15 protein-coding genes are annotated in these 20225 nt (G+C 60.5%); 9 read left to right on the top strand and 6 right to left on the bottom strand.

Annotation, left to right across the window (positions count from 1 at the left end; all coding sequences use genetic code 11):
• Positions 1–94: 94 nt before the first annotated feature.
• Complete coding sequence (gene chaA / locus USG84_RS06865) at positions 95–1195, bottom strand: sodium-potassium/proton antiporter ChaA (protein ID WP_061097959.1); 1101 nt, start codon at positions 1193–1195, stop codon at positions 95–97.
• 269 nt (positions 1196–1464) lie between these two features.
• Here chaA and chaB point away from each other — a divergent pair, with 269 nt between their 5' ends.
• A complete protein-coding gene (gene chaB / locus USG84_RS06860) occupies positions 1465–1695 on the top strand; it encodes a putative cation transport regulator ChaB (RefSeq protein ID WP_014884191.1) in 231 nt (76 codons plus the stop codon).
• Positions 1696–1872: 177 nt separating this feature from the next.
• Positions 1873–2568, top strand: coding sequence for a gamma-glutamylcyclotransferase (locus tag USG84_RS06855; protein WP_253542360.1), 696 nt, complete (start codon positions 1873–1875; stop codon positions 2566–2568).
• Positions 2569–2597: 29 nt separating this feature from the next.
• Here USG84_RS06855 and USG84_RS06850 read toward each other — a convergent pair whose 3' ends face one another.
• The 3 genes from USG84_RS06850 to USG84_RS06840 all read right to left on the bottom strand — a co-directional run bounded on the left by USG84_RS06850 (position 2598) and on the right by USG84_RS06840 (position 5276).
• Positions 2598–2837, bottom strand: coding sequence for a DUF1883 domain-containing protein (locus USG84_RS06850; protein ID WP_013096243.1), 240 nt, complete (start codon positions 2835–2837; stop codon positions 2598–2600).
• A 194-nt stretch (positions 2838–3031) separates the two neighbouring features.
• Positions 3032–4816, bottom strand: a complete 1785-nt coding sequence (locus USG84_RS06845) for a methyl-accepting chemotaxis protein (protein WP_151412506.1) — start codon at positions 4814–4816, stop codon at positions 3032–3034.
• Between the two features lie 106 nt (positions 4817–4922).
• A complete protein-coding gene (locus USG84_RS06840; protein WP_253542357.1) occupies positions 4923–5276 on the bottom strand; it encodes a DsrE/DsrF/TusD sulfur relay family protein in 354 nt (117 codons plus the stop codon).
• 72 nt (positions 5277–5348) lie between these two features.
• Here USG84_RS06840 and nasR point away from each other — a divergent pair, with 72 nt between their 5' ends.
• The 7 genes from nasR (at position 5349) to USG84_RS06805 (ending at position 17665) form a co-directional block, all read left to right on the top strand.
• On the top strand, positions 5349–6533 hold the full coding sequence (nasR, locus tag USG84_RS06835) for a nitrate regulatory protein NasR (protein ID WP_253542354.1): 1185 nt from the start codon (positions 5349–5351) through the stop codon (positions 6531–6533).
• Positions 6534–6761: 228 nt separating this feature from the next.
• On the top strand, positions 6762–8009 hold the full coding sequence (locus USG84_RS06830; protein ID WP_151412507.1) for a CmpA/NrtA family ABC transporter substrate-binding protein: 1248 nt from the start codon (positions 6762–6764) through the stop codon (positions 8007–8009).
• A gap of 2 nt (positions 8010–8011) precedes the next feature.
• The gene (ntrB, locus tag USG84_RS06825) at positions 8012–8890 is read left to right on the top strand and encodes a nitrate ABC transporter permease (protein ID WP_253542351.1); all 879 of its coding nucleotides are present in this window, start codon (positions 8012–8014) and stop codon (positions 8888–8890) included.
• A gap of 9 nt (positions 8891–8899) precedes the next feature.
• Positions 8900–9688, top strand: a complete 789-nt coding sequence (locus USG84_RS06820) for an ABC transporter ATP-binding protein (RefSeq protein ID WP_253542348.1) — start codon at positions 8900–8902, stop codon at positions 9686–9688.
• Between the two features lie 13 nt (positions 9689–9701).
• Positions 9702–13688: a nitrite reductase large subunit NirB gene (gene nirB, locus USG84_RS06815; RefSeq protein ID WP_253542345.1), complete on the top strand. Its 3987-nt coding sequence runs from the start codon at positions 9702–9704 to the stop codon at positions 13686–13688.
• Positions 13685–16183: a molybdopterin-dependent oxidoreductase gene (locus tag USG84_RS06810; protein ID WP_151412508.1), complete on the top strand. Its 2499-nt coding sequence runs from the start codon at positions 13685–13687 to the stop codon at positions 16181–16183. Before nirB ends, USG84_RS06810 begins: the two co-directional genes overlap by 4 nt.
• A 75-nt stretch (positions 16184–16258) precedes the next feature.
• Positions 16259–17665: a YchO/YchP family invasin gene (locus USG84_RS06805; protein WP_151412509.1), complete on the top strand. Its 1407-nt coding sequence runs from the start codon at positions 16259–16261 to the stop codon at positions 17663–17665.
• A 3-nt stretch (positions 17666–17668) separates the two neighbouring features.
• Here the strand turns inward: USG84_RS06805 and narL are convergent, their stop codons facing one another.
• Both narL and narX read right to left on the bottom strand, forming a co-directional pair.
• A complete protein-coding gene (narL, locus tag USG84_RS06800) occupies positions 17669–18319 on the bottom strand; it encodes a two-component system response regulator NarL (RefSeq protein ID WP_003856701.1) in 651 nt (216 codons plus the stop codon).
• On the bottom strand, positions 18312–20108 hold the full coding sequence (gene narX, locus USG84_RS06795; protein ID WP_253542336.1) for a nitrate/nitrite two-component system sensor histidine kinase NarX: 1797 nt from the start codon (positions 20106–20108) through the stop codon (positions 18312–18314). The genes narL and narX overlap by 8 nt, the downstream gene beginning before the upstream one ends.
• Positions 20109–20225: the final 117 nt, after the last annotated feature.

Genomic DNA, 20225 nt, shown 5'->3' with positions numbered 1-20225 from the left:
TAAAAAAACCCGCTTCGGCGGGTTTTTTTATATTTTCTCCCTCTCCCTGTGCGAGAGGGTTGGGGTGAGGGCATCAGGCCGCACCGGATCAATCTCACGCAAAGATCGTCATCAAATACGCCACAAACAGCGCCATATGCGCCGCGCCGTTCAGCACGTTAGTGCGGCCGGTGGAGAATGAAATCTGGCACAGCAGCAGCGAGGCCACCATCACAATCATCTCCGGCGCGCCCAGCGCAAACTGCAGATCGTTACCCGTCATAAAGGCAATCAGCGTCACCACCGGCACGGTGAGTGAAATGGTCGCCAGCACGGAGCCGAAGAACAGGTTCATTGCGCGCTGCACCTGATTGTTCAGCACCGCCTTCAGCGCGCCCAGCCCCTCAGGGGACAGGATCAGCAGCGCCACCAGGAAACCGGTAAAGGCCACCGGGGCGTTCAGCTCGGTTAACAGCGTCTCCAGCGGGTTGGCGTTCATCTTGGTGACCGCGATAACCGCAATCAGATGCACGATCAGCCAAACCGTGTGCCACGCGCTGCTGTGGGCCGACGGTTTACCGTGGTGCGGGTCATCGTCGTCGCTGTCATCTTCATGTTCGTAAACAAACAGGCTCTGGTGCGTTTTGGTCTGAATGAGCAGGAACACGCCGTACATGGCGGCGGAAATCAGCGCGACCAGCAGCGCCTGGCCGGTGGAGAAGTTTGCACCCGGCAGCGCCATCGGGAAGACCAGCACGATAATAGCCAGCGGGAAGAGGGCGATCAGATACTGTTTAATGCCGAAAAGATTCATGTACTGGGTCGCGAATTTGCGTCCGCCCAGTAACAGAGAGAAGCCCACCAGGCCACCCGTCACAATCATAATGATGGAGTAGAGCGTATCGCGCATCAGCGTCGGGGCGGCATCGCCGGTCGCCATCAGCGCGGAAATCAGGCTGACTTCGAGAATAACGACGGAAAGGCTGAGAATTAAAGAGCCATATGGCTCGCCCAGGCGGTGGGCTAATACGTCCGCATGGCGAACGACGCTAAACGCGCTGGTTAAAATGCCCACCAGAGCAAGAATATTGATACCAACCACCACTGGCAGTGACTGACTGCTTCCCCAGAAGAGCAGCACAGCCAGTGCCAGAACCGGGAAAATGAGAGACGTCTCCTTGTGGCGGGTCTTTACCGCCTCGTGTGTTGCTGTCATGTGCTTCTCCATCAATGCAGGTGCTTGTAATTATAGATAGATTTTGAGGTCATTAAACTAACAGAAATCTATTAAATACCCTTTATTTTTTACTTAATTTTACCCTTTATCTTAGTTTTCATCTTTAACGCCTATAATAAGATATCTCTTTTAAATAAATATTAAATAACAATAAATTATGAATTTAATTCGTTCATTATTTTCTGCCGGGTGGCACACCGGCGTATCGTCGTCCACACTTAACTCTTTAGGCAAAAGAGAGGTTAGTGATGCCATATAAAACGAAACGCGAATTACCCGATAACGTGAAAAACGTCCTGCCCGAACACGCGCAGGATATCTACAAAGAAGCGTTTAACAGCGCCTGGGATCAGTACAAAGATAAAGACGATCGGCGGGATGATGCCAGCCGGGAAGAGACGGCGCATAAGGTCGCCTGGGCCGCAGTAAAACATGACTATGAGAAAGGAGACGATGATAAATGGCATAAAAAGAAATAGCCGTGAAATTATTCGCTGCCTTCATTTTGACTTTTCAGGCGGTTGAACTTCCGTTGTATTGCAACTGGTCCGCTAATTGCTTATCGTAATTTGACTGCTGGCAAAATGACCAGCACAGAATGCCGGGAAGGCGAATTACAGATGTCGCAGGGAAGCATGCAGTGGCGGAGGTGAAAAGTGTTAACGCGTGATTTCTTAATGAAGGCAGATTGTAAGACGGCATTTGGCGCTATTGAGGAATCGCTTCTCTGGTCAGCTGAACAACGTGCGGCGTCGCTCGCTGCCACGCTTGCCTGCCGCCCGGATGATGGCCCGGTATGGATTTTTGGCTACGGTTCACTGATGTGGAACCCGGCTCTCGAATTTGTTGAATCGGCAACCGGCACGCTGCCTGGATGGCACCGCGCTTTTTGCCTGCGCCTGACGGCCGGACGCGGCAGCGCCTGTCAGCCAGGGCGCATGCTTGCACTGAAAGAGGGCGGACGCACCACGGGCGTCGCGTATCGTCTTCCGGATGCCACGCTCGAAGAGGAGCTGACGCTGCTCTGGAAGCGCGAGATGATCACCGGCTGCTATATGCCGAGCTGGTGCAAGCTGGAGCTTGACGACGGACGCACCGTTAACGCGCTGGTGTTTATTATGGATCCACGCCATCCGCTGTATGAAGCGGACACCCGCACGCAGGTGATTGCCCCGTTAATCGCCTCCGCCAGCGGGCCGCTGGGCACCAACGCGCAGTATCTCTTCTCCCTCGATCAGGAGCTGACCCGCCTCGGCATGCAGGACGATTGTCTGAATGAGCTGGTGGTAAAGGTGAAGGCGCTGCTGGAAGGGAACCCGCTCAACGGTACGCTGCGACCGGGTTTTGCCTGAGAATACGCCCGGCGAGCCGGGCGTTTAAATTACGCTGCCACGTAGCTGACCGAATGCTCCAGCGACTGGCTGTGGCTGTCGATAAGAACATCCCACGTGCCGGTATACGGCACGGTTAGCCAGGCCTTGTCATCCTGCACGGTCAGAATATCCGCCTGGGATTGCTTCTGTGCTTTCGCGCTCATAAGATGAATACGACAGCGCTCTGAGCAACGCACCACTACCGTATCCCCGCCAAACAGTTTCAAACTTGTTTTCACCAGTGCCATTTTTTACCCCGTCGATTTTGCCCATCCCGAGCGTGATGTTGTTCACAAAATACTCATTGCATAACACCAAAGCGGGGAGCGAGGGATGCTGATTTTGATCAAAAAATGGCATAACGTTTAAACAAAAATGACAAAATTCCTGAAACCTTTCAGCTGACGCGCGTTTACCCTGTTTAACGCGCGCCTGAAGAAAATTAAATGCGGAAATGGCCGGCGGTTTCAGCAAGGTCGCCCGCCTGGCTTTGCAGTGCGCTGGCGGCCGCGGCGGACTGCACCACCAGCTCGGCGTTCTGCTGCACCATTCTGTCGAGATGGGTCACCGCATGGTTGATCTCGTGAATGCCTTTCATCTGCTCGCTGGTGGCAATCGAGATTTCGCGCATGATGCCGGAGACGCTGCCGATGCTGGAGCGGATCTCATCCATGCTTTCCCCGGCCAGATGCACGTAGCGCGAGCCGGTGGCCACGCTGTCGGTGGTGGAGTCGATAAGCGATTTGATCTCTTTCGCCGCCTGGGCGCTGCGGCTGGCGAGGTTCCGCACTTCACCGGCGACCACGGCGAACCCGCGACCCTGCTCACCGGCACGCGCCGCCTCGACGGAGGCGTTCAGCGCCAGGATGTTGGTCTGGAAGGCGATGCCGTCGATCACGCTGGTGATATCGCCAATCTTAGCGGACGCTACTTCGATGGACTGCATGGTGCTGATGGCCTGCGAGACCACTTCGCCGCCGCGCGCTGCGGCCGCAGAGGCCTTGCTGGCCTGGTCGTTGGCTTCTGCTGCCGATTCATTCGACTGGGTGACGGAGGCGGTGATCTCCTCCACGGCGCTGGCGGTTTCGCGAAGGCTGGACGCCGCCTGCTCGGTACGGCCTGAAAGATCCTGGTTGCCTGCCGCAATCTCCTGCGCGGCGTTTTTCACCGAGGCGCTGGCGTCGCGGAGCTGAACCATCACCACCGAGAGCTTATCGCTGAAGGCGTTAAACGCCTGCGCAATTTGCGCCACTTCATCATCGCCGCTGTCCGGCAGGCGCTGGGACAGATCGTTGGTGCCGTTGGCAATGTTGTGCATTGCGTCGCGAATGTCGGACAGGCGCTTCAGCAACCGGGCAATCAGGACGTGAACAATGGCGCCGCTCAGGAGTGCGAGGATCACCAGGGAAATCGCCGACGCTTTCAGCAGGGAACGCATGCCGGAGGTGGCATCGCTGCTGTCGAGGGCGACGACCAGGAGCCAGTTCGTGCCCGGCACGGCTGAGGCGATAAAGGTTTTTTCCTCGTCATTCAGCGTTCCATCGACCGGGTTACCGCTCTTCAGCGCCGCAAGGTCGATGCCTTTGAGCGTCTCGGCAAACGGCTTCAGCGTCAGGGCCGGCTCGTTGGCGGCAATCACCGTGCCGTCGCTGTTCAGGAGCAACCCGCTGCTGGCAGGAGTAGGGTGGATCCCGCGCACGTTCGCCACCACGCTATCCATGGCGACGTCGCCCGCCACCACCGCTTTCAGAGCGCCATTCTCCTTCACCGGCACGGCAAAGGTTACCACCAGCTTCCCGGTTCCGGCATCAACGTAGGGTGCCGTTACAACCGGGCCGTCCGTGCTCACCACCTGCTGATACCAGGGACGAACGGTTGGGTCATAATCCGCCGGGACGCCTGTCGGGTCGGAGAATTTCGCCGTCTTGCTGGCGTAGCCCACGTAAACGTTGGTGAAGCCGCCCGCCTGGGCAAGCTGCTTAAACACCGGAACCGGATCGTCAGCCAGCGCAATGCTCTGCGCGGAGGCAATCACCGTCATTTTGCTTTTGACCCAGTCGGCAATCGCCATGTTGTGGCTGGCGCTGGTGCTGGTCAGAATATCGCGCTGGGACTGCTGGTTATCCTGGCGCGTGACCTGGAAGTTAATAACGGTATTGAGAAGAAGGGCGACGACGAGGCAGCCTGTCGTCGCGGCGATAATGCGTGCGCGAATGGATCTGAACATAAGTGAAATACCTGCTGTGTTGTTTCCATGCCTATCGGCAACCCCGCAGGTAAACTTGATGCTGAAACCGCGTCCATAAGAAAATAATATTTTTACGGGTTTATTATTAAAAAGTTAATACTTTATCCGCGGTCAGCGTCCATTCGGCGAGTTCAACCAGCGTACCGATTTCAACGCCATCGATCAGCGGCAGCCCGGTAATGCCGCGCCCGTCGGTGCAGGTCTTACAGAGTTTTACCGGCACGTCCTGCGCGGTCAGGATCTCCAGCATCTGCTGGATGTTGTAGCCTTCCGCCGGTTTTTGACCCTTCAGCCCGGCGGTCACGGCATCGGACATTAAAAATATCCGCAGTGCCAGGTCGCTCTCTTTATCGCGTAGCGCGATTGCCAGACGCAGGCTGTTGAAAAGGGATTCGCTGCCGTAGGCCGCACCGTTGGCGACGATCACAATCTTCTGCATGTTGACTCCTGTTCTTATAAAGGCACGAATATTGCTTAATTTCCCGGAGTTTCGCTGTCCGGGAGAGTAAGCATGACATTAATGGCCGGCATTTCGCCAGGTGCAACCGAATGGCTCCAGCGCGCAAGGCGGATGCGCCGGGAGCAGCTCAGCAGGCTGGCGCAGCTGAACGTGCTGGTGCACGGCATTAGCCAGCTGGTGCACATGCTCCAGTGCGAGCGCGGTGCATCCAACGTCTGGCTCTGCTCACAGGGTAAGCTCTATGCGCCTGAATGCAAAGCCAGCCGGGCGCTGGTGGACGAAAACCTTGCTGCACTGAACGACATCCTTGAAAAACAGTCCGTCTTTCCGGGAAGCGCCGTTTGCGAACGTATCGGCAATGCGCTGCTCACGCTGGAGACGCTTCCCGCGCTGCGCGACGGTGTAAATCGGCAAACGCTGACGGCGCCGCAGGCAATGGAGCACTACTCCCGCATGCTGCGCCACCTGCTCAGTATCGTACCGCAGCTTAATGACAGCATTGACGACCCGCAAATCGCGGGCCGTTTCGTCGCCCTTTATAGCCTGATGCAGGGGAAAGAGCTGGCGGGACAAGAGCGGGCCCTGGGGGCGATTGGCTTCACGCAGGGCTTTTTCGATGATGTCACCCGCCAGCGGCTGGTTGACCGCATTGACGGGCAGCAGGCCTGCTTTGAGATCTTTCTCTCCCACAGCCAGGCCGACGTGCAGACTACGTTTTCTCTTAACTGTCAGCCCGATCGCGAGACGGAGCAACTCCGGCGCGTGGCCTGTACCCGCCAGCCTGCCGCAGACAATGGCCATACCGCGCTCGCCTGGTTTGCGCTGCAAACGGCGCGGCTGGAGCATCTGCGCGCGCTGGAGGAGACGATCATCGCCGATCTGATGGTCGCGGTGGATGAGCGTATTCAGCGCGACGAGGCGTACCCGCTTCCTGGAGATGAACAGGACGATCCGCTGGCGCACTACCCGGATAAACCGCTGCTGACCCTGGTTCGCCAGCAGGCGCGTGAGATAGAGCAGCTTTCCCGCCAGCTCGCGTCGCTGCGCGATACGCTTGAGGAACGCAAAACCATTGATAAAGCCAAAAGCGTGCTAATGACCCACCAGAACATGAGTGAAGAACAGGCCTGGACGACGCTGCGCAAAATGGCAATGGACAAGAACCAGCGCATGGTCGATATCGCCCGCGCGCTGCTTACGGTGAAAAGCGTGTGGCAGGTAACACCAAAGGAGTAGCTGCACAATCAGCGGGCATTTTATGCCTGATTGAGGTGCGTGAACGCGGGCAAAACCCGGCTTCAGAGCCTGAAACGGGGTCTTCAAACCTGGCACTGGCTTTGCATTATTCAATTAACCATTTTTGACGGTGCGCCAACGGCGGTGCATCAGTCTTCGGGATAAAGGCGTCCAGCGGTGCTTCGGCACGGCGGGCGCTTTTTTTTGGCTTTTTTTTCGGGAGCGGTTATGGCGGATTTGTCGAGACGGCGATTTTTGCAGGCCAGCATGCTGGCGAGTGGCGCAGCGCTGTTACCGGGTGTTATGCAGGCTGCCTGGGCGGCTGGCTCAGATAAACCGGAACAGGAGACGGTGCGCGTCGGGTTTATCCCGCTGACCGACTGCGCGCCGGTGGTTATCGCAGCCCTGAAGGGCTTTGATAAAAAATACGGTATCACCCTCGTTCCCACCAAAGAGGCGAGCTGGGCGGCGGTGCGCGACAAGCTGGTGGCGGGAGAACTGGACGCCGCACACATTCTTTACGGTCTGCTGTACGGGCTGGAGCTGGGCATCGCCGGCAAGCCGCAGCAGATGGCGAACCTGATGACGCTCAATCAGAACGGCCAGGCCATCACGCTTTCAAGCGATCTGGCGGAGAAGGGCGTTCGCGACCTCGACGGGTTGAAAACGCTGATTGGGCAGCAGGCGCCGGGAACCTACACCTTCGCGCACACCTTCCCGACCGGGACGCACGCCATGTGGCTCTACTACTGGCTGGCCAGCGCGGGCATTAACCCCTTTGACGACGTGCGCACGGTGGTGGTGCCGCCGCCGCAGATGGTGATGAACATGCGCATTGGCAACATGGTGGGCTTCTGCGTCGGCGAGCCGTGGAACGCGCGGGCGATTAACGACCGGATCGGCTTTACCGCCGCCACGTCACAGTCCATCTGGGCCGACCATCCGGAAAAAATCCTCGGCACGCGCCGCGACTGGGTGGAGAAAAACCCGCACACCGCCCGGGCGCTGGTGAGCGCGGTGCTGGAGGCCGCGCGCTGGATCGAGGCGTCTCCGGAAAACAAACGTGAAACCGCGCAGATCCTCTCCCGCCGGGCGTGGCTCAACTGCAAGGAACAGTATCTCACCGGGCGCATGCTCGGCGAGTACGACAACGGACTGGGCCAGCGCTGGGAGGACGCGCACCCGATCCGCTTCTTCAACGAGGGAGCCGTCAGCTACCCGTATCTCTCCGACGGCATGTGGTTCTTAACCCAGTTCCGCCGCTGGGGCTTGCTCAAAGCCGCGCCGGACTATGCGGGCATTGCGCAGCGCATTAACCAGACCGCGGTCTGGCAGGATGCCGCCACCGCCGTCGGCGGCATGTCCACGCCGTCATCGCCGTACCGCAGCAGCACGCTGATGGACGGCACCGTCTGGAACGGCACCGATCCGGAAGGGTACGCCAGCCGTTTCGCCATTCACCGTAAAGGGGCCTGATTATGCCGCATCTGCAAAACACGAAACCACAAGAGACGACAGAGAGCGGGGAAGTGATTGTCCTGCCTCCGGTACAGGTTCGCCGCCGCACGCCCGCGCTTGCGCGCCGGATGAACGATTTTTTCCAGCGCGTTATCCCGGCGCTGCTCGGCCTCGGGCTGCTGGTGGTGCTCTGGCAGCTGGCGGCGATAAACAGTAAAGGCTTCCCGACGCCGCTCAGCACGCTCGATTCCGCCATTACCCTGTTTGCCGACCCGTTTTATCGCGACGGGCCTAACGATATGGGCATTGGCTGGAACGTGCTTGCCTCACTGCAACGCGTCGCCATTGGCTTTGGCCTGGCGGCGCTGGCGGGTATCCCGCTGGGCTTTTTGATTGGCCGCTTCACCTTTTTCGCCCGCATGTTTAACCCGCTGATTGCGCTTTTGCGCCCGGTCAGCCCGCTGGCCTGGCTGCCCATCGGCCTGCTGCTGTTCCAGAAGGCGGAGCCCGCGTCGAGCTGGACCATTTTTATCTGCTCTATCTGGCCGATGGTCATCAACACCGCCGAAGGCGTGCGCCGCATTCCGCAGGACTACCTCAACGTAGCCCGCGTATTGCAGCTTTCCGAGTGGACCATCATGCGCCGCATTCTCTTCCCGGCGGTGCTGCCCGCGGTGCTGACCGGGGTGCGCCTCTCCATCGGCATCGCCTGGCTGGTGATTGTCGCCGCCGAGATGCTCACCGGGGGGCTGGGCATCGGCTTCTGGATCTGGAACGAGTGGAACAACCTCAACGTCGAAAACATTCTCATCGCCATCGTCATCATCGGCGTGGTCGGGCTGCTGCTGGAGCAGGGGCTGATGCTGATCGCCCGTCGCTTTAGCTGGCAGGAAAAATAAGGAGCGAACATGAAACCATTAATTCAGGTCCAGGCCGTGAGCCAGCGTTTTTCCACCGCCAGCGGCGAGTTTCTGGCGCTGCAAAACGTCTCTTTTGATATCCACGAGGGCGAAACCGTGAGCCTTATCGGCCACTCCGGCTGCGGCAAATCGACGCTGCTTAACCTCATCGCCGGAATTACGCTGCCGACGGAAGGCGGGCTGATTTGCGACAACCGCGAAATCGCCGGGCCGGGGCCCGAGCGCGCGGTGGTGTTCCAGAACCATTCGCTGCTGCCGTGGCTCACCTGCTTCGACAACGTGGCCCTGGCGGTGGATCAAGTGTTCCGTCACACCATGAACAAGGCCGAGCGCAAAGAGTGGATTGAGCACAACCTCGACCGCGTGCAGATGGGCCACGCGCTGCACAAGCGTCCGGGGGAGATCTCCGGCGGCATGAAGCAGCGCGTCGGCATTGCCCGCGCGCTGGCGATGAAGCCGAAAGTGCTGCTGATGGATGAACCGTTCGGCGCGCTGGATGCACTGACGCGCGCCCATCTTCAGGACTCGGTGATGCAGATCCAGCAGGCGCTGAACACCACCATCGTGCTCATTACCCACGACGTGGACGAGGCGGTGCTGCTTTCCGATCGCGTGTTGATGATGACCAACGGCCCGGCGGCCACCGTCGGGGAGATCCTCCGCGTTGACCTGCCGCGCCCGCGCAACCGGGTGCAGCTGGCGGACGATAGCCGCTATCACCACATGCGCCAGCAGATCCTCCATTTCCTCTATGAAAAACAGCCGAAAGCGGCGTAACGAGGGGGCGTTGATGCGACTGGTCATTATCGGGAACGGCATGGCGGCAACCCGGCTGATTGCTTCGCTCACCGGGCGTGCTTCCGGTCGGTTCGCTATCACCGTTATCGGTGACGAGCCGGAGCATGCCTATAACCGCATCCAGCTTTCGCCGGTGCTGGGTGGCGAAAAAACGGCTGCGGACATCTGCCTTCAGGATGAAGACTGGTACCAGGAGCGCGGCGTGACGGTGCTCCGTGGCGAAAGGGCGATTGCCGTGGACGTGGACGCGCGGGAAGTGCAGACCACCGCCCGCACGCTGGGCTGGGATGCGCTGGTATTTGCCACCGGGTCAACGCCGTTTGTGCCGCCGATCCCCGGCGGCGAAGCGCCGCACGTGTTCACGTTCCGTACCCTGGAGGATACCCGCGCCATTCAGGCCATCACTGGTCCGGCGGTGGTGCTGGGGGGCGGCGTGCTCGGCGTAGAGACGGCGGCAGCGCTGGCGCGTTCAGGTGACAACGTCACGCTCGTTCACCGCGGCCCGTGGCTGATGGAGCAGCAGCTGGACCAGCAGGCGGGCGTGCTGCTGGAAGAGGCGCTGGCGGCGCGGGGCGTTAGCTGTGAACTCGCCTCCGGCATCACGGCGATTAACGGGGATAGCGTGACGCTGCTCAGCGGACGCCGCGTTGTCGCCGCGCGCGTGGTGCTGGCGACCGGCGTGCAGCCCAACGTCGCGCTGGCGCAGGCCAGCGGCATTCGCTGCGCGCGCGGCATCGTGGTGGATAGCCAGATGCGGACCTCCGCACCGGACGTCTACGCCATTGGCGAGTGCTGCGAAATTGACGGCCAGATCTTTGGCCTGGTCGCCCCCTGTATGGCGCAGGCGGATATCCTCGCCGCGCGGCTGGCGGGCGACACCGCCGCGCCGTTTGCCCTGACCAACAACGGCGTGCGCCTCAAGGTGACCGGCGTGGAGCTGTTCAGCCTCGGGCGCGCGGCGGAGCAGGAGGGCGATGCGGTCTGGAGTTCATGGGATCCGCTAACCCGTCACTATCGTCGTTTACTGATACATCAGGGTGCGCTGGCTGGCGCGCTGCTGATGGGCGACTGCCGCAGCGCGGCAACATTTACCGATTTACTGGCAACGGCTGCGCCCGCACGCGCGGACTGGCTGTTCGATCGTTTCACTACGCAACCGCAGGTTGCAGGACAGAACGCTATGACAAAACCTACTCTGGTGGTGGTTGGACACGGTATGGTCGGCCATCATTTTCTCGAAGACTGCGTTAACCGCAATCTGCATCAGCAGTATCAGATCGTCGTCTTTGGCGAGGAGCGCTATGCCGCCTATGACCGCGTGCATCTCTCGGAATATTTTGGCGGCCGCAGCGCGGAATCGCTCTCGCTGGTGGAGGGGGATTTCTTTGCCGATAACGGCATTGAGCTTCGCCTTTCGCAGCAGATCGTCGCTATCGATCGCGACGCGCGCGTGGTGCGTACCGCCAGCGGTCATGAGACCCACTGGGACAAGCTGGTGCTGGCGACCGGCTCGTACCCGTTCGTGCCGCCGGTACCGGGCAACGATCTGCCGGGCTGCTTTGTCTACCGCACCCTTGACGATCTGGACAGCATAGCGGCTCACGCGGCGGGCTCGCGACGCGGCGTGGTGATTGGCGGCGGCCTGCTCGGGCTGGAGGCCGCGAATGCCCTCAAGCAGCTCGGGCTTGAAACCCACGTGGTGGAGTTTGCGCCCAATCTGATGGCGGTGCAGCTTGATAATGACGGCGCGACGATGCTGCGCAGGAAAATTGAGGCGCTGGGCGTTGGCGTTCACACCAGTATAGCCACCACGGAAATTGCTGCTACGGACGACGGGCTGGTGCTGCGCTTCGCCGACGGTGAACAGCTGGAAACGGACATGGTGGTCTTCTCTGCGGGCATTCGTCCGCAGGATGCGCTGGCGCGCAGCGGCGGGCTGGCTGTCGGCGAGCGCGGCGGGATCTGCATTGACGACGGCTGCCGGACCTCCGATCCGAACGTGCTTGCCATCGGCGAGTGCGCCCTGTGGGAGGGGAAAATCTTTGGCCTGGTGGCGCCGGGCTACCAGATGGCGCGCGTGGCCGCCGCCGCGCTCGCGGGGGAAGATAAAACCTTCACCGGGGCAGATATGAGCACCAAGCTCAAGCTGCTCGGCGTGGACGTGGCCTCGTTTGGCGATGCTCACGGTCGCACGCCGGGGGCGCTAAGCTACCAGTGGACGCACGGTCCACAGCAAATCTACAAGAAAATCGTGGTCAGCCATGACGGCAAAACGCTGCTCGGCGGCGTGCTGGTGGGTGACGCCAGCGAATACGCCACGCTGGTGCAGATGATGCTTAACGGCATCAGCCTGCCGAAAGAGCCGGAAACGCTGATACTACCCGCGTTGTCAGGCAGCGCGCCGAAAGCGCTGGGCGTGGCGGCGCTGCCGGAAAGCGCGCAGATCTGTTCGTGTCATAACGTCAGCAAAGGCGATATCTGCCGGGCGGTGAGCGCGGGCGCAGCGGATATCGGCGCCGTCAAGCAGTGCACCAAAGCGGCGACCGGCTGCGGGGGCTGCAGCGCGCTGGTGAAGCAGGTGATGGAGTTCCAGCTTGCCGAGCAGGGCGTGGAGGTGAAAAAGGACATCTGCGAACACTTCCCGTACTCGCGGCAGGAGATTTACCATCTGGTGCGCGTCAACCATATCCGCACCTTTGACCAGCTTATCAGCCGCTACGGTCAGGGGCACGGGTGCGAAATCTGTAAGCCGCTGGTGGGGTCAGTGCTGGCCTCCTGCTGGAACGAGTATCTGCTGAAGCCGGCGCACCTGCCGCTGCAGGACACCAACGACCGCTACTTCGCCAATATTCAGAAGGACGGGACCTATTCCATCGTGCCGCGCATGCCCGCAGGGGAAGTGACCGCCGACGGGCTGATCGCCATCGGGCAGATTGCGAAACGCTACGGCCTGTACAGCAAAATCACCGGCGGGCAGCGTATCGACCTGTTTGGCGCCACCCTGGAACAGCTGCCGGAGATCTGGCAGGCGCTGGTGGAGGCCGGGTTTGAAACCGGGCACGCTTACGGAAAATCCCTGCGCACGGTGAAATCCTGCGTCGGGTCGACCTGGTGCCGCTACGGCGTCCAGGACTCCACCGGCCTTGCGGTCCGGCTGGAGCACCGCTACAAGGGCCTGCGCGCGCCGCATAAAATTAAAATGGCGGTTTCCGGCTGCACCCGAGAGTGCGCGGAGGCGCAGAGCAAAGACGTGGGGGTGATTGCCACGGACAAAGGCTGGAACCTCTATCTGTGCGGTAACGGCGGCATGAAGCCGCGCCATGCGGATCTTTTCGCCAGCGATCTGGATGACGAAACGCTGATCCGCACCGTCGACCGTTTCCTGATGTTCTACATCCGCACGGCGGATCGCCTGCAGCGCACCAGCACCTGGATGGACAACCTGGAGGGCGGCCTCGACTATCTGCGGGAAGTGATCCTAAACGACAGTCTCGGCATCGCCCACGAGCTGGAGCAGGAGATGGCCAGGGTGGTAGAGACGTACCAGTGCGAATGGCAAACCACGCTCAACGATCCTGACCGCCTGGCGCTGTTCCGCACCGCGGTGAACGTCACGCCGTCGGACGAAAGCAAGCGCTGGCAGGAAATCTGCGGCATTGAGGATATCCCGGAGCAGGCGGGCATCGGCGCGCGGCTTGGCCGCAAACCGATTGCGCTGTTCCGCTTTGGTCAAACCATTTATGCCCTGGACGACCTGGAGCCGGGCAGCCGCGCGAACGTGCTTTCGCGCGGCATTCTCGGCGATGCGGCGGGCGAACCGGTCGTTATCTCTCCGCTCTACAAGCAGCGCATTCGCCTGCGCGACGGCTGTCAGGTGGAGAACGGCGAACCCGCGGTGCGCGCCTGGCCGGTCAAAATTGAAAACGGCAAGGTGTGGGTCGGCAACGAAGAGCTGGTGATGCGCGCGGAGGCCTCATGACGGAAACCCGGACAACGTGCCCCTACTGCGGGGTCGGCTGCGGCGTGGTCGCGAGCGTGGAAGGTGGCGCGGTCAGCGTTCGGGGGGATGACACCCATCCTGCGAACTTTGGCCGCCTGTGCGTGAAAGGGTCGGCCCTGGGGGAGACGACGGGCTTGCAGGGACGATTGCTGCACCCCGTTGTCGACGGACTTGAGGTGGACTGGACGCAGGCGCTGAACGCGGCGGGCGAGCGGCTGCGGGAGATTATCGACACATGGGGGCCGCAGGCGGTGGCGTTTTACGCCTCCGGCCAGCTGTTAACCGAGGACTACTATGCCGCCAACAAGCTGATGAAAGGGTTTATCGGCGCGGCGAATATCGATACCAACTCCCGGCTCTGCATGTCGTCGGCGGTGGTGGGCTACAAGCGCGCCTTTGGCGAAGACGTGGTGCCGTGCGGCTACGAGGATGTGGAAAACAGCGATCTGGTGGTGCTGGCTGGCTCGAACGCGGCCTGGACGCATCCGGTGCTCTATCAGCGTCTGGTGCAGGCAAAGCACAACAACCCGCAGATGAAGGTGGTGGTGATTGACCCGCGTAAAACCGCCACCTGCGATATTGCCGACCTGCATCTGGCGCTTAAACCCGGCAGCGACGCCGGCCTGTTTGTGGGGTTGCTCAATCTGATTCAGGGCGAAGATGAGTGGCCAATTGCCCGCGTGGCGGCGTTTTGCGACCTGCCATCAGAGGACATTGGTATCTTTTACGACTGGTTTGTTACCGCGCCCCGTGCGATAACGCTCTACACCATGGGGATCAACCAGTCCTCCAGCGGCAGCGACAAGTGCAGCGCCATCATCAACGTTCATCTTGCCAGCGGGAAATTTAATCGTCCGGGCTGCGGCCCGTTTTCGCTGACCGGACAGCCAAACGCCATGGGCGGCCGGGAAGTCGGCGGGCTGGCGAACCAGCTGGCGGCGCATATGAGCTTCGAGCCGGACGATCTCTCGCGGGTGGCGCGTTTCTGGGGAACGGAACGGCTGGCGCAGACGCCGGGGCTGATGGCGGTGGAGCTGTTTGACGCCATCGCCCGCGGTGAGGTGAAGGCGGTATGGATTATGGGCACCAACCCTGCCGTGTCGCTGCCGGACAGCCACGCGGTGTGTCAGGCGCTGGCAGGCTGTCCGCTGGTGATTGTCTCTGAGGTGATGAAAGATACTGATACCAGCCGGTTTGCCCATATCCGTTTCCCGGCGCTGGGCTGGGGAGAGAAGGACGGCACGGTGACCAATTCCGAGCGGCGCATTTCGCGCCAGCGCGCGTTTCTGCCTGCGCCGGGCGAGGCGAAGCCGGACTGGTGGATCGTCTCTCAGGTTGCAAAACGGCTGGGCTACGGCGAGGCCTTTGCCTGGCAACATCCGCACGAGATTTTTTGCGAACATGCGGCGCTGACGGCGTTTGAAAATGACGGCTCGCGGGCATTGAACCTTCAGGAACTGGCAGGGCTAACCCGTGAAGCGTGGGTGACGCTTGAACCTTATCAGTGGCCGACGGGGGATTTTCCGCGCCGAAACGTTGTTCCCGTCAACCCTCTGCCGCACCGTGCTACTGTCACCGCATTATACCCGCTGATTCTTAACTCCGGCCGTATTCGCGACCAGTGGCACACCATGACCCGTACGGGGTACGTGCCCCGGCTGATGCAGCATATCGCGGAGCCGTTTGTTGAGGTTTGCGCCGCAGACGCCATTCGGTTTTCACTGTGCGACGGCCAGCTGGCGCGGATCGGCTCCCCGCGCGGCGTGATGGTGGCCAGAGTACGAATCAACGACGGAATACGGGAAGGCGAGGCGTTTGCTCCGATGCACTGGAACGCGGAGTTTGCCCGCCAGGGAAAGGTCAACGCGCTGGTGGAAGGGCGCGTCGATCCGGCTTCGGGCCAGCCGGAGAGTAAGCAAACCGCCGTCAGAATCATGCCCTGGCAGCCCGCCTGGCAGGGGGAGCTCTATGCCCGGGAATGGCCGGAAATGCCCTCTTCGGTTCACTGGTGGCGTAAAGCCTCGCGAATGACGATAGCGGGCGATAAGCCGCTGCTCTCGTGGGCCATGGACTATGCCAGCTGGCGGGGCTGGCAGCTGCAGGTTGCGCAAACCGGGGAACGCAGCAGCGTGCTGGCCTGGCACGAAGGCCATCTGATGCTCGGCTTCTGGGAAGGCACCGCTTTGCCCGAACTGGCGCACCCGGTGATAGAAGCCGCTTTTCAGTCGCCACCCTCGACGCCCGCAGAGCGCCATGCGCTGCTGAACGGGCAGGGCGTGGGGAAGGTTACAGATCCGGGGCGCATCATCTGCAGCTGTTTCAGCGTTGGAGAAAACGCGATACGAGAGGCGATTGCCGGAGGCTGCGGTTCCGTTACCGCGCTGGGGGCGACGCTACGGTGCGGCACGAACTGCGGTTCGTGCGTGCCTGAGCTCAAAACAATGTTTCAGGAAATTCCGGAAAATTCCCAGTAAAGCTGCAAAGAGGGAGAAATCGCGTTAAGGTACCTGGTGTTCTTACGTAAGCACCGGGTAATTCTTACGACATTGATGACTGTTTCTCCCCCTTTCCGAACGCTGGTTTTACTCTCCCTTGTTATTGCCGGAGCCGTTCACGGTGCGCCGAATTCCTTTATCCAGCAGGCACAAAATCCCTTTGATAATAACGGGGACAATCTGCCCGATCTCGGTATGGCAGCCCCCACCGGGGAGGGGGAAAAGCATCTCGCCGAAATGGCGAAAGCCTTTGGTGAAGCCAGTATGACCGACAACGGCCTGACCACGGGCGAGCAGGCGCGGCAGTTTGCCTTTGGTCAGGTGCGCGACGCGGTGAGCGGCGAGGTGAACCAGCAGATTGAATCCTGGCTGTCGCCCTGGGGGAATGCCAGCGTCAATCTGCTGGTGGATAACGACGGGAAGTTCAACGGCAGCAGCGGGAGCTGGTTTATCCCCTGGAACGATAACAACCGTTACCTGAGCTGGAGCCAGCTCGGCCTGACGCAGCAGACGGATGGCCTGGTCAGTAACGCCGGAATCGGCCAGCGCTGGGTGGCCGGAAAATGGCTGCTGGGCTACAACACCTTTTACGACAACCTGCTGGATGAGAACCTGCAGCGTGCCGGGCTGGGCGCGGAGGTGTGGGGAGAAAATCTGCGCCTGTCGGCTAACTACTATCAGCCTTTTGCCGGCTGGCGCGACAGCTCTGACGTCCAGGAGCAGCGCATGGCGCGGGGATATGACGTTACCGCCAAAGCCTGGCTGCCGTGGTTTCATCACCTGAACACCAGCGTCAGCGTCGAGCAGTATTTTGGCGACAACGTTGACCTCTTCAACAGCGGAACCGGGTATCACAACCCTGTGGCGGTTAATCTCGGGCTTAACTATACCCCCGTGCCGCTGGTGACGCTCACCGCCGCGCATAAGCAGGGCGAAAGCGGAGAGAGCCAGAACAACCTCGGGCTGAAGCTCAACTACCGCTTCGGCGTGCCGCTGGTTAAGCAGCTCTCCGCCGGGGAGGTCGCGGCCACGCGATCCCTGCGCGGTAGCCGCTATGATTCGCCGGAGCGCAACAGCCTGCCGGTGATGGAGTTCCGCCAGCGTAAAACGCTCTCCGTCTGGCTGGCAACCCCGCCGTGGGATCTGAAAGGGGGCGAAACCGTTATGCTGAAGCTGCAGGTTCGCAGCACCCACGGCATTCGTCAGATCCACTGGCAGGGCGATACCCAGGCATTGAGCCTGACGTCCCCGGGGAAAAGTGACAGCACCGACGGCTGGAGCGTAATTATGCCCGCCTGGAATGACGCTGAAGGGGCGACAAACCGCTGGCATCTTTCGGCAGTGGTGGAAGATGCGAAGGGCCAGCGCGTCTCGTCCAATGAGATCACGCTTGCTGTGGTGCAGCCGCTGGTCGCATTACCTGACGACGACCCGCGCTGGAAGCTGCTGCCGGATGAGTAATGCTTAGAAAATGCGTTCCTGATGGACCCACACCGCGGCTTCAACGCGGGATTTTAGCTTCATTTTCTTCAGCATATGCTTCACGTGCACTTTGACCGTGCTTTCGGTGATATCCAGGCGGCGGGCGATCATTTTGTTCGGCAGGCCTTGGGCAATCAGCTTCAGAATATCGCGCTCGCGCGGCGTTAACTGGCTGACGTCACGATCAGACGTGGCGCGGTTCGCCCGCAGGCTGGCGGCCAGCACCGGCGTCAGGGCCTCGCTCAGCACCATCTCGCCTGCGGCCGCCTGCTGCAGCGCCTTCAGCAGGTCTTCCGGCTCCATATCCTTCAGCAGATAGCCATCCGCGCCGCGCTTCAGCGCCGTGACCACGTCCTCTTCGTGGTTGGAAACGCTAAAGACCACCACGCGGCCGGAAAGGGATTTCTCGCGCAGCTTGTCGAGGGTTTCCAGACCGTTCATGCCGGGCATGTTGAGATCGAGCAGGATCAGATCCGGATCGAGGGATTCGGCAAGCTCAATACCCTGTTCACCGTTGCTGGCCTCGCCAACTACGGTAATGTCGGGTGCCATGCTGACCAGCTGTTTTACGCCAGTACGCAGCATCGGATGGTCGTCGATCAACAGGATGGATGCCGGTTCCTGATTAGTCATGGGTTTCTCCTTGAGCAGTTGTAAGCGGTTTTTCGGGAATAAAGGTGACCACAACTTCCGTGCCACCCGTCTCTCTCCGGCGAACCTGGCAATCACCGCGCAGGCTTTGGGCGCGGTCTCGCATAATGATTAAACCATAGTGGTTAGTGCGTTCGGCATTTTCCGGCACGCCGCGACCGTTGTCGTGAACCGTCAGCCTGACCTGGTTAGCGTGCTGGCTGACGGTGACCGTGACCGCCGTTGCTTCCGCGTGTTTGAGCACGTTGCTCAGCGCTTCGCGGGCGATTTGCAGCAGATGAATCGCCTGATGGGAAGGGACAAACCGCGGCGGCAGCTGGTAATCCAGCTTCACCGGGAAGCCCAGCCGGGCGCTAAATTCCTGGCAGCTGGATTCCAGCGCCGGGCGCAGGCCCGGCTCGGTCAGCTGCAGGCGGAAGGTAGTCAGCAGCTCGCGCAGCTGTACCCAGGAGGTGTTCAGCTCGTTGCGGATCTGGCTCAGCAGCTGCTTGTTGCTTTCCGGCATCTCCGCGTCCTGCATCTGCAGGCAGCTCACCTGCATTTTCATACAGGAGAGCGACTGGGCGATAGAGTCGTGAAGCTCGCGGGCAATGGTCGCGCGCTCTTCCATGACGATCAGCTGCTGCTGTTTTTCCTGATGCCTGTCGAGCGCCAGCGTAGCCGTTAGCTGTTCAACCAGGGTGTCCACCAGCTGCTGCTGGTCGTGGCTCAGATGACGTCCGGCTGGCAGGGTGGCCAGCAGAATACCGTACTGGGTGTGGCTGTCCGTCAGACGCCACTTCAGGGTGGTGCCGCCAGAAGCCTGCAGCGGCAGGCCGCGCGGGCAGAGGTGGCAGCCTTTATCATCGCAGGACATGTCGGACTGACAGGTAAACTCCTGATGATTATCCTCATCTTCCACATCGTAAACCCGCAGCTCCAGATCGTGCAGCAGGGTCAGATTTTGCAGGCCGTTCAGCACCGGCGAAAGGCGTTCACATAGCGGCACCTGCATGTGCAGCCGACGGTTGGCCTGCCACAGGAAGGAGAGGATCTCATTTTTTTGCTCCAGCCCGGCGGTTTTTTCCTGCACGCGCTGCTCCAGCACCGCGTAGCTTTCGGAGAGCTCCGCCGACATGGTGTTCAGCGCCTGGCCGAGCATGGCCATCTCGTTGCGGCCGCTGATGTGCGTGCGCTGGGTAAAATCTCTGTTCGTTACGGCGCGCGCCATCGCCAGCAGCTGTTTCCAGGGATTCAGCAGCCGAGCCCGCAGCCAGATAATGGTGAAGATCAGCAGCAGGCCCATAAACAGCGCCATCGCACGGTGTACCATCACCACCCGGTCGATGCGTAATTCGGTGGTTTGGTCGAAAGAGGAGACCAGTGCGTCAATGCGGGAGACGAAACCCGCTACGTCCTGCGCAACGGTTTCGGTGCTGCGCGCCTGTTTCAGGCCGGGTTCCAGCTGGGTGTGCCAGTAGCCCTGCAGGGCTTTAAGCTGGGACTGCTGGCCGGCGCGGATGGCGGCGTTTTCCAGTTCGGGGCTGAAGGCCGTGCGCTCCATTTCATCAATTAAGGGCCGATCGTCCTGCGTCAGAGGGACCGACGCCAGCAGGCGGTAACTCTGCATGCGTAGCGAACCTGCCTCGTTGATGGCATGTGCATTACCCTGTACCCCTTGTACCAGCCAGCCGGAAATCGCCATGCCGGTCACGCCAAGGGCGGTAGACAGCAAAACAATCAGGGCTAGCTGATTGACGAGAGTCAGCGGTGATAAACATCTTTTTAACATAGAGTTGCCGGGCTCCTGACGTGGCCTGCTTGCAGGAATGGCGCTATTCTGGTGCATACCCTGGAGTATACCCATACCAATAAAGGATTACCCCTAAATTGCCAACGGAGTATAGGT

It is taken from the genome of Enterobacter sp. 168J2 (assembly GCF_034107265.1).
GTDB lineage: Bacteria > Pseudomonadota > Gammaproteobacteria > Enterobacterales > Enterobacteriaceae > Enterobacter > Enterobacter nematophilus.
The sequence above is the reverse complement of the archived record's forward strand: the minus strand, read 5'-3'. Positions and strand labels throughout refer to the sequence as shown.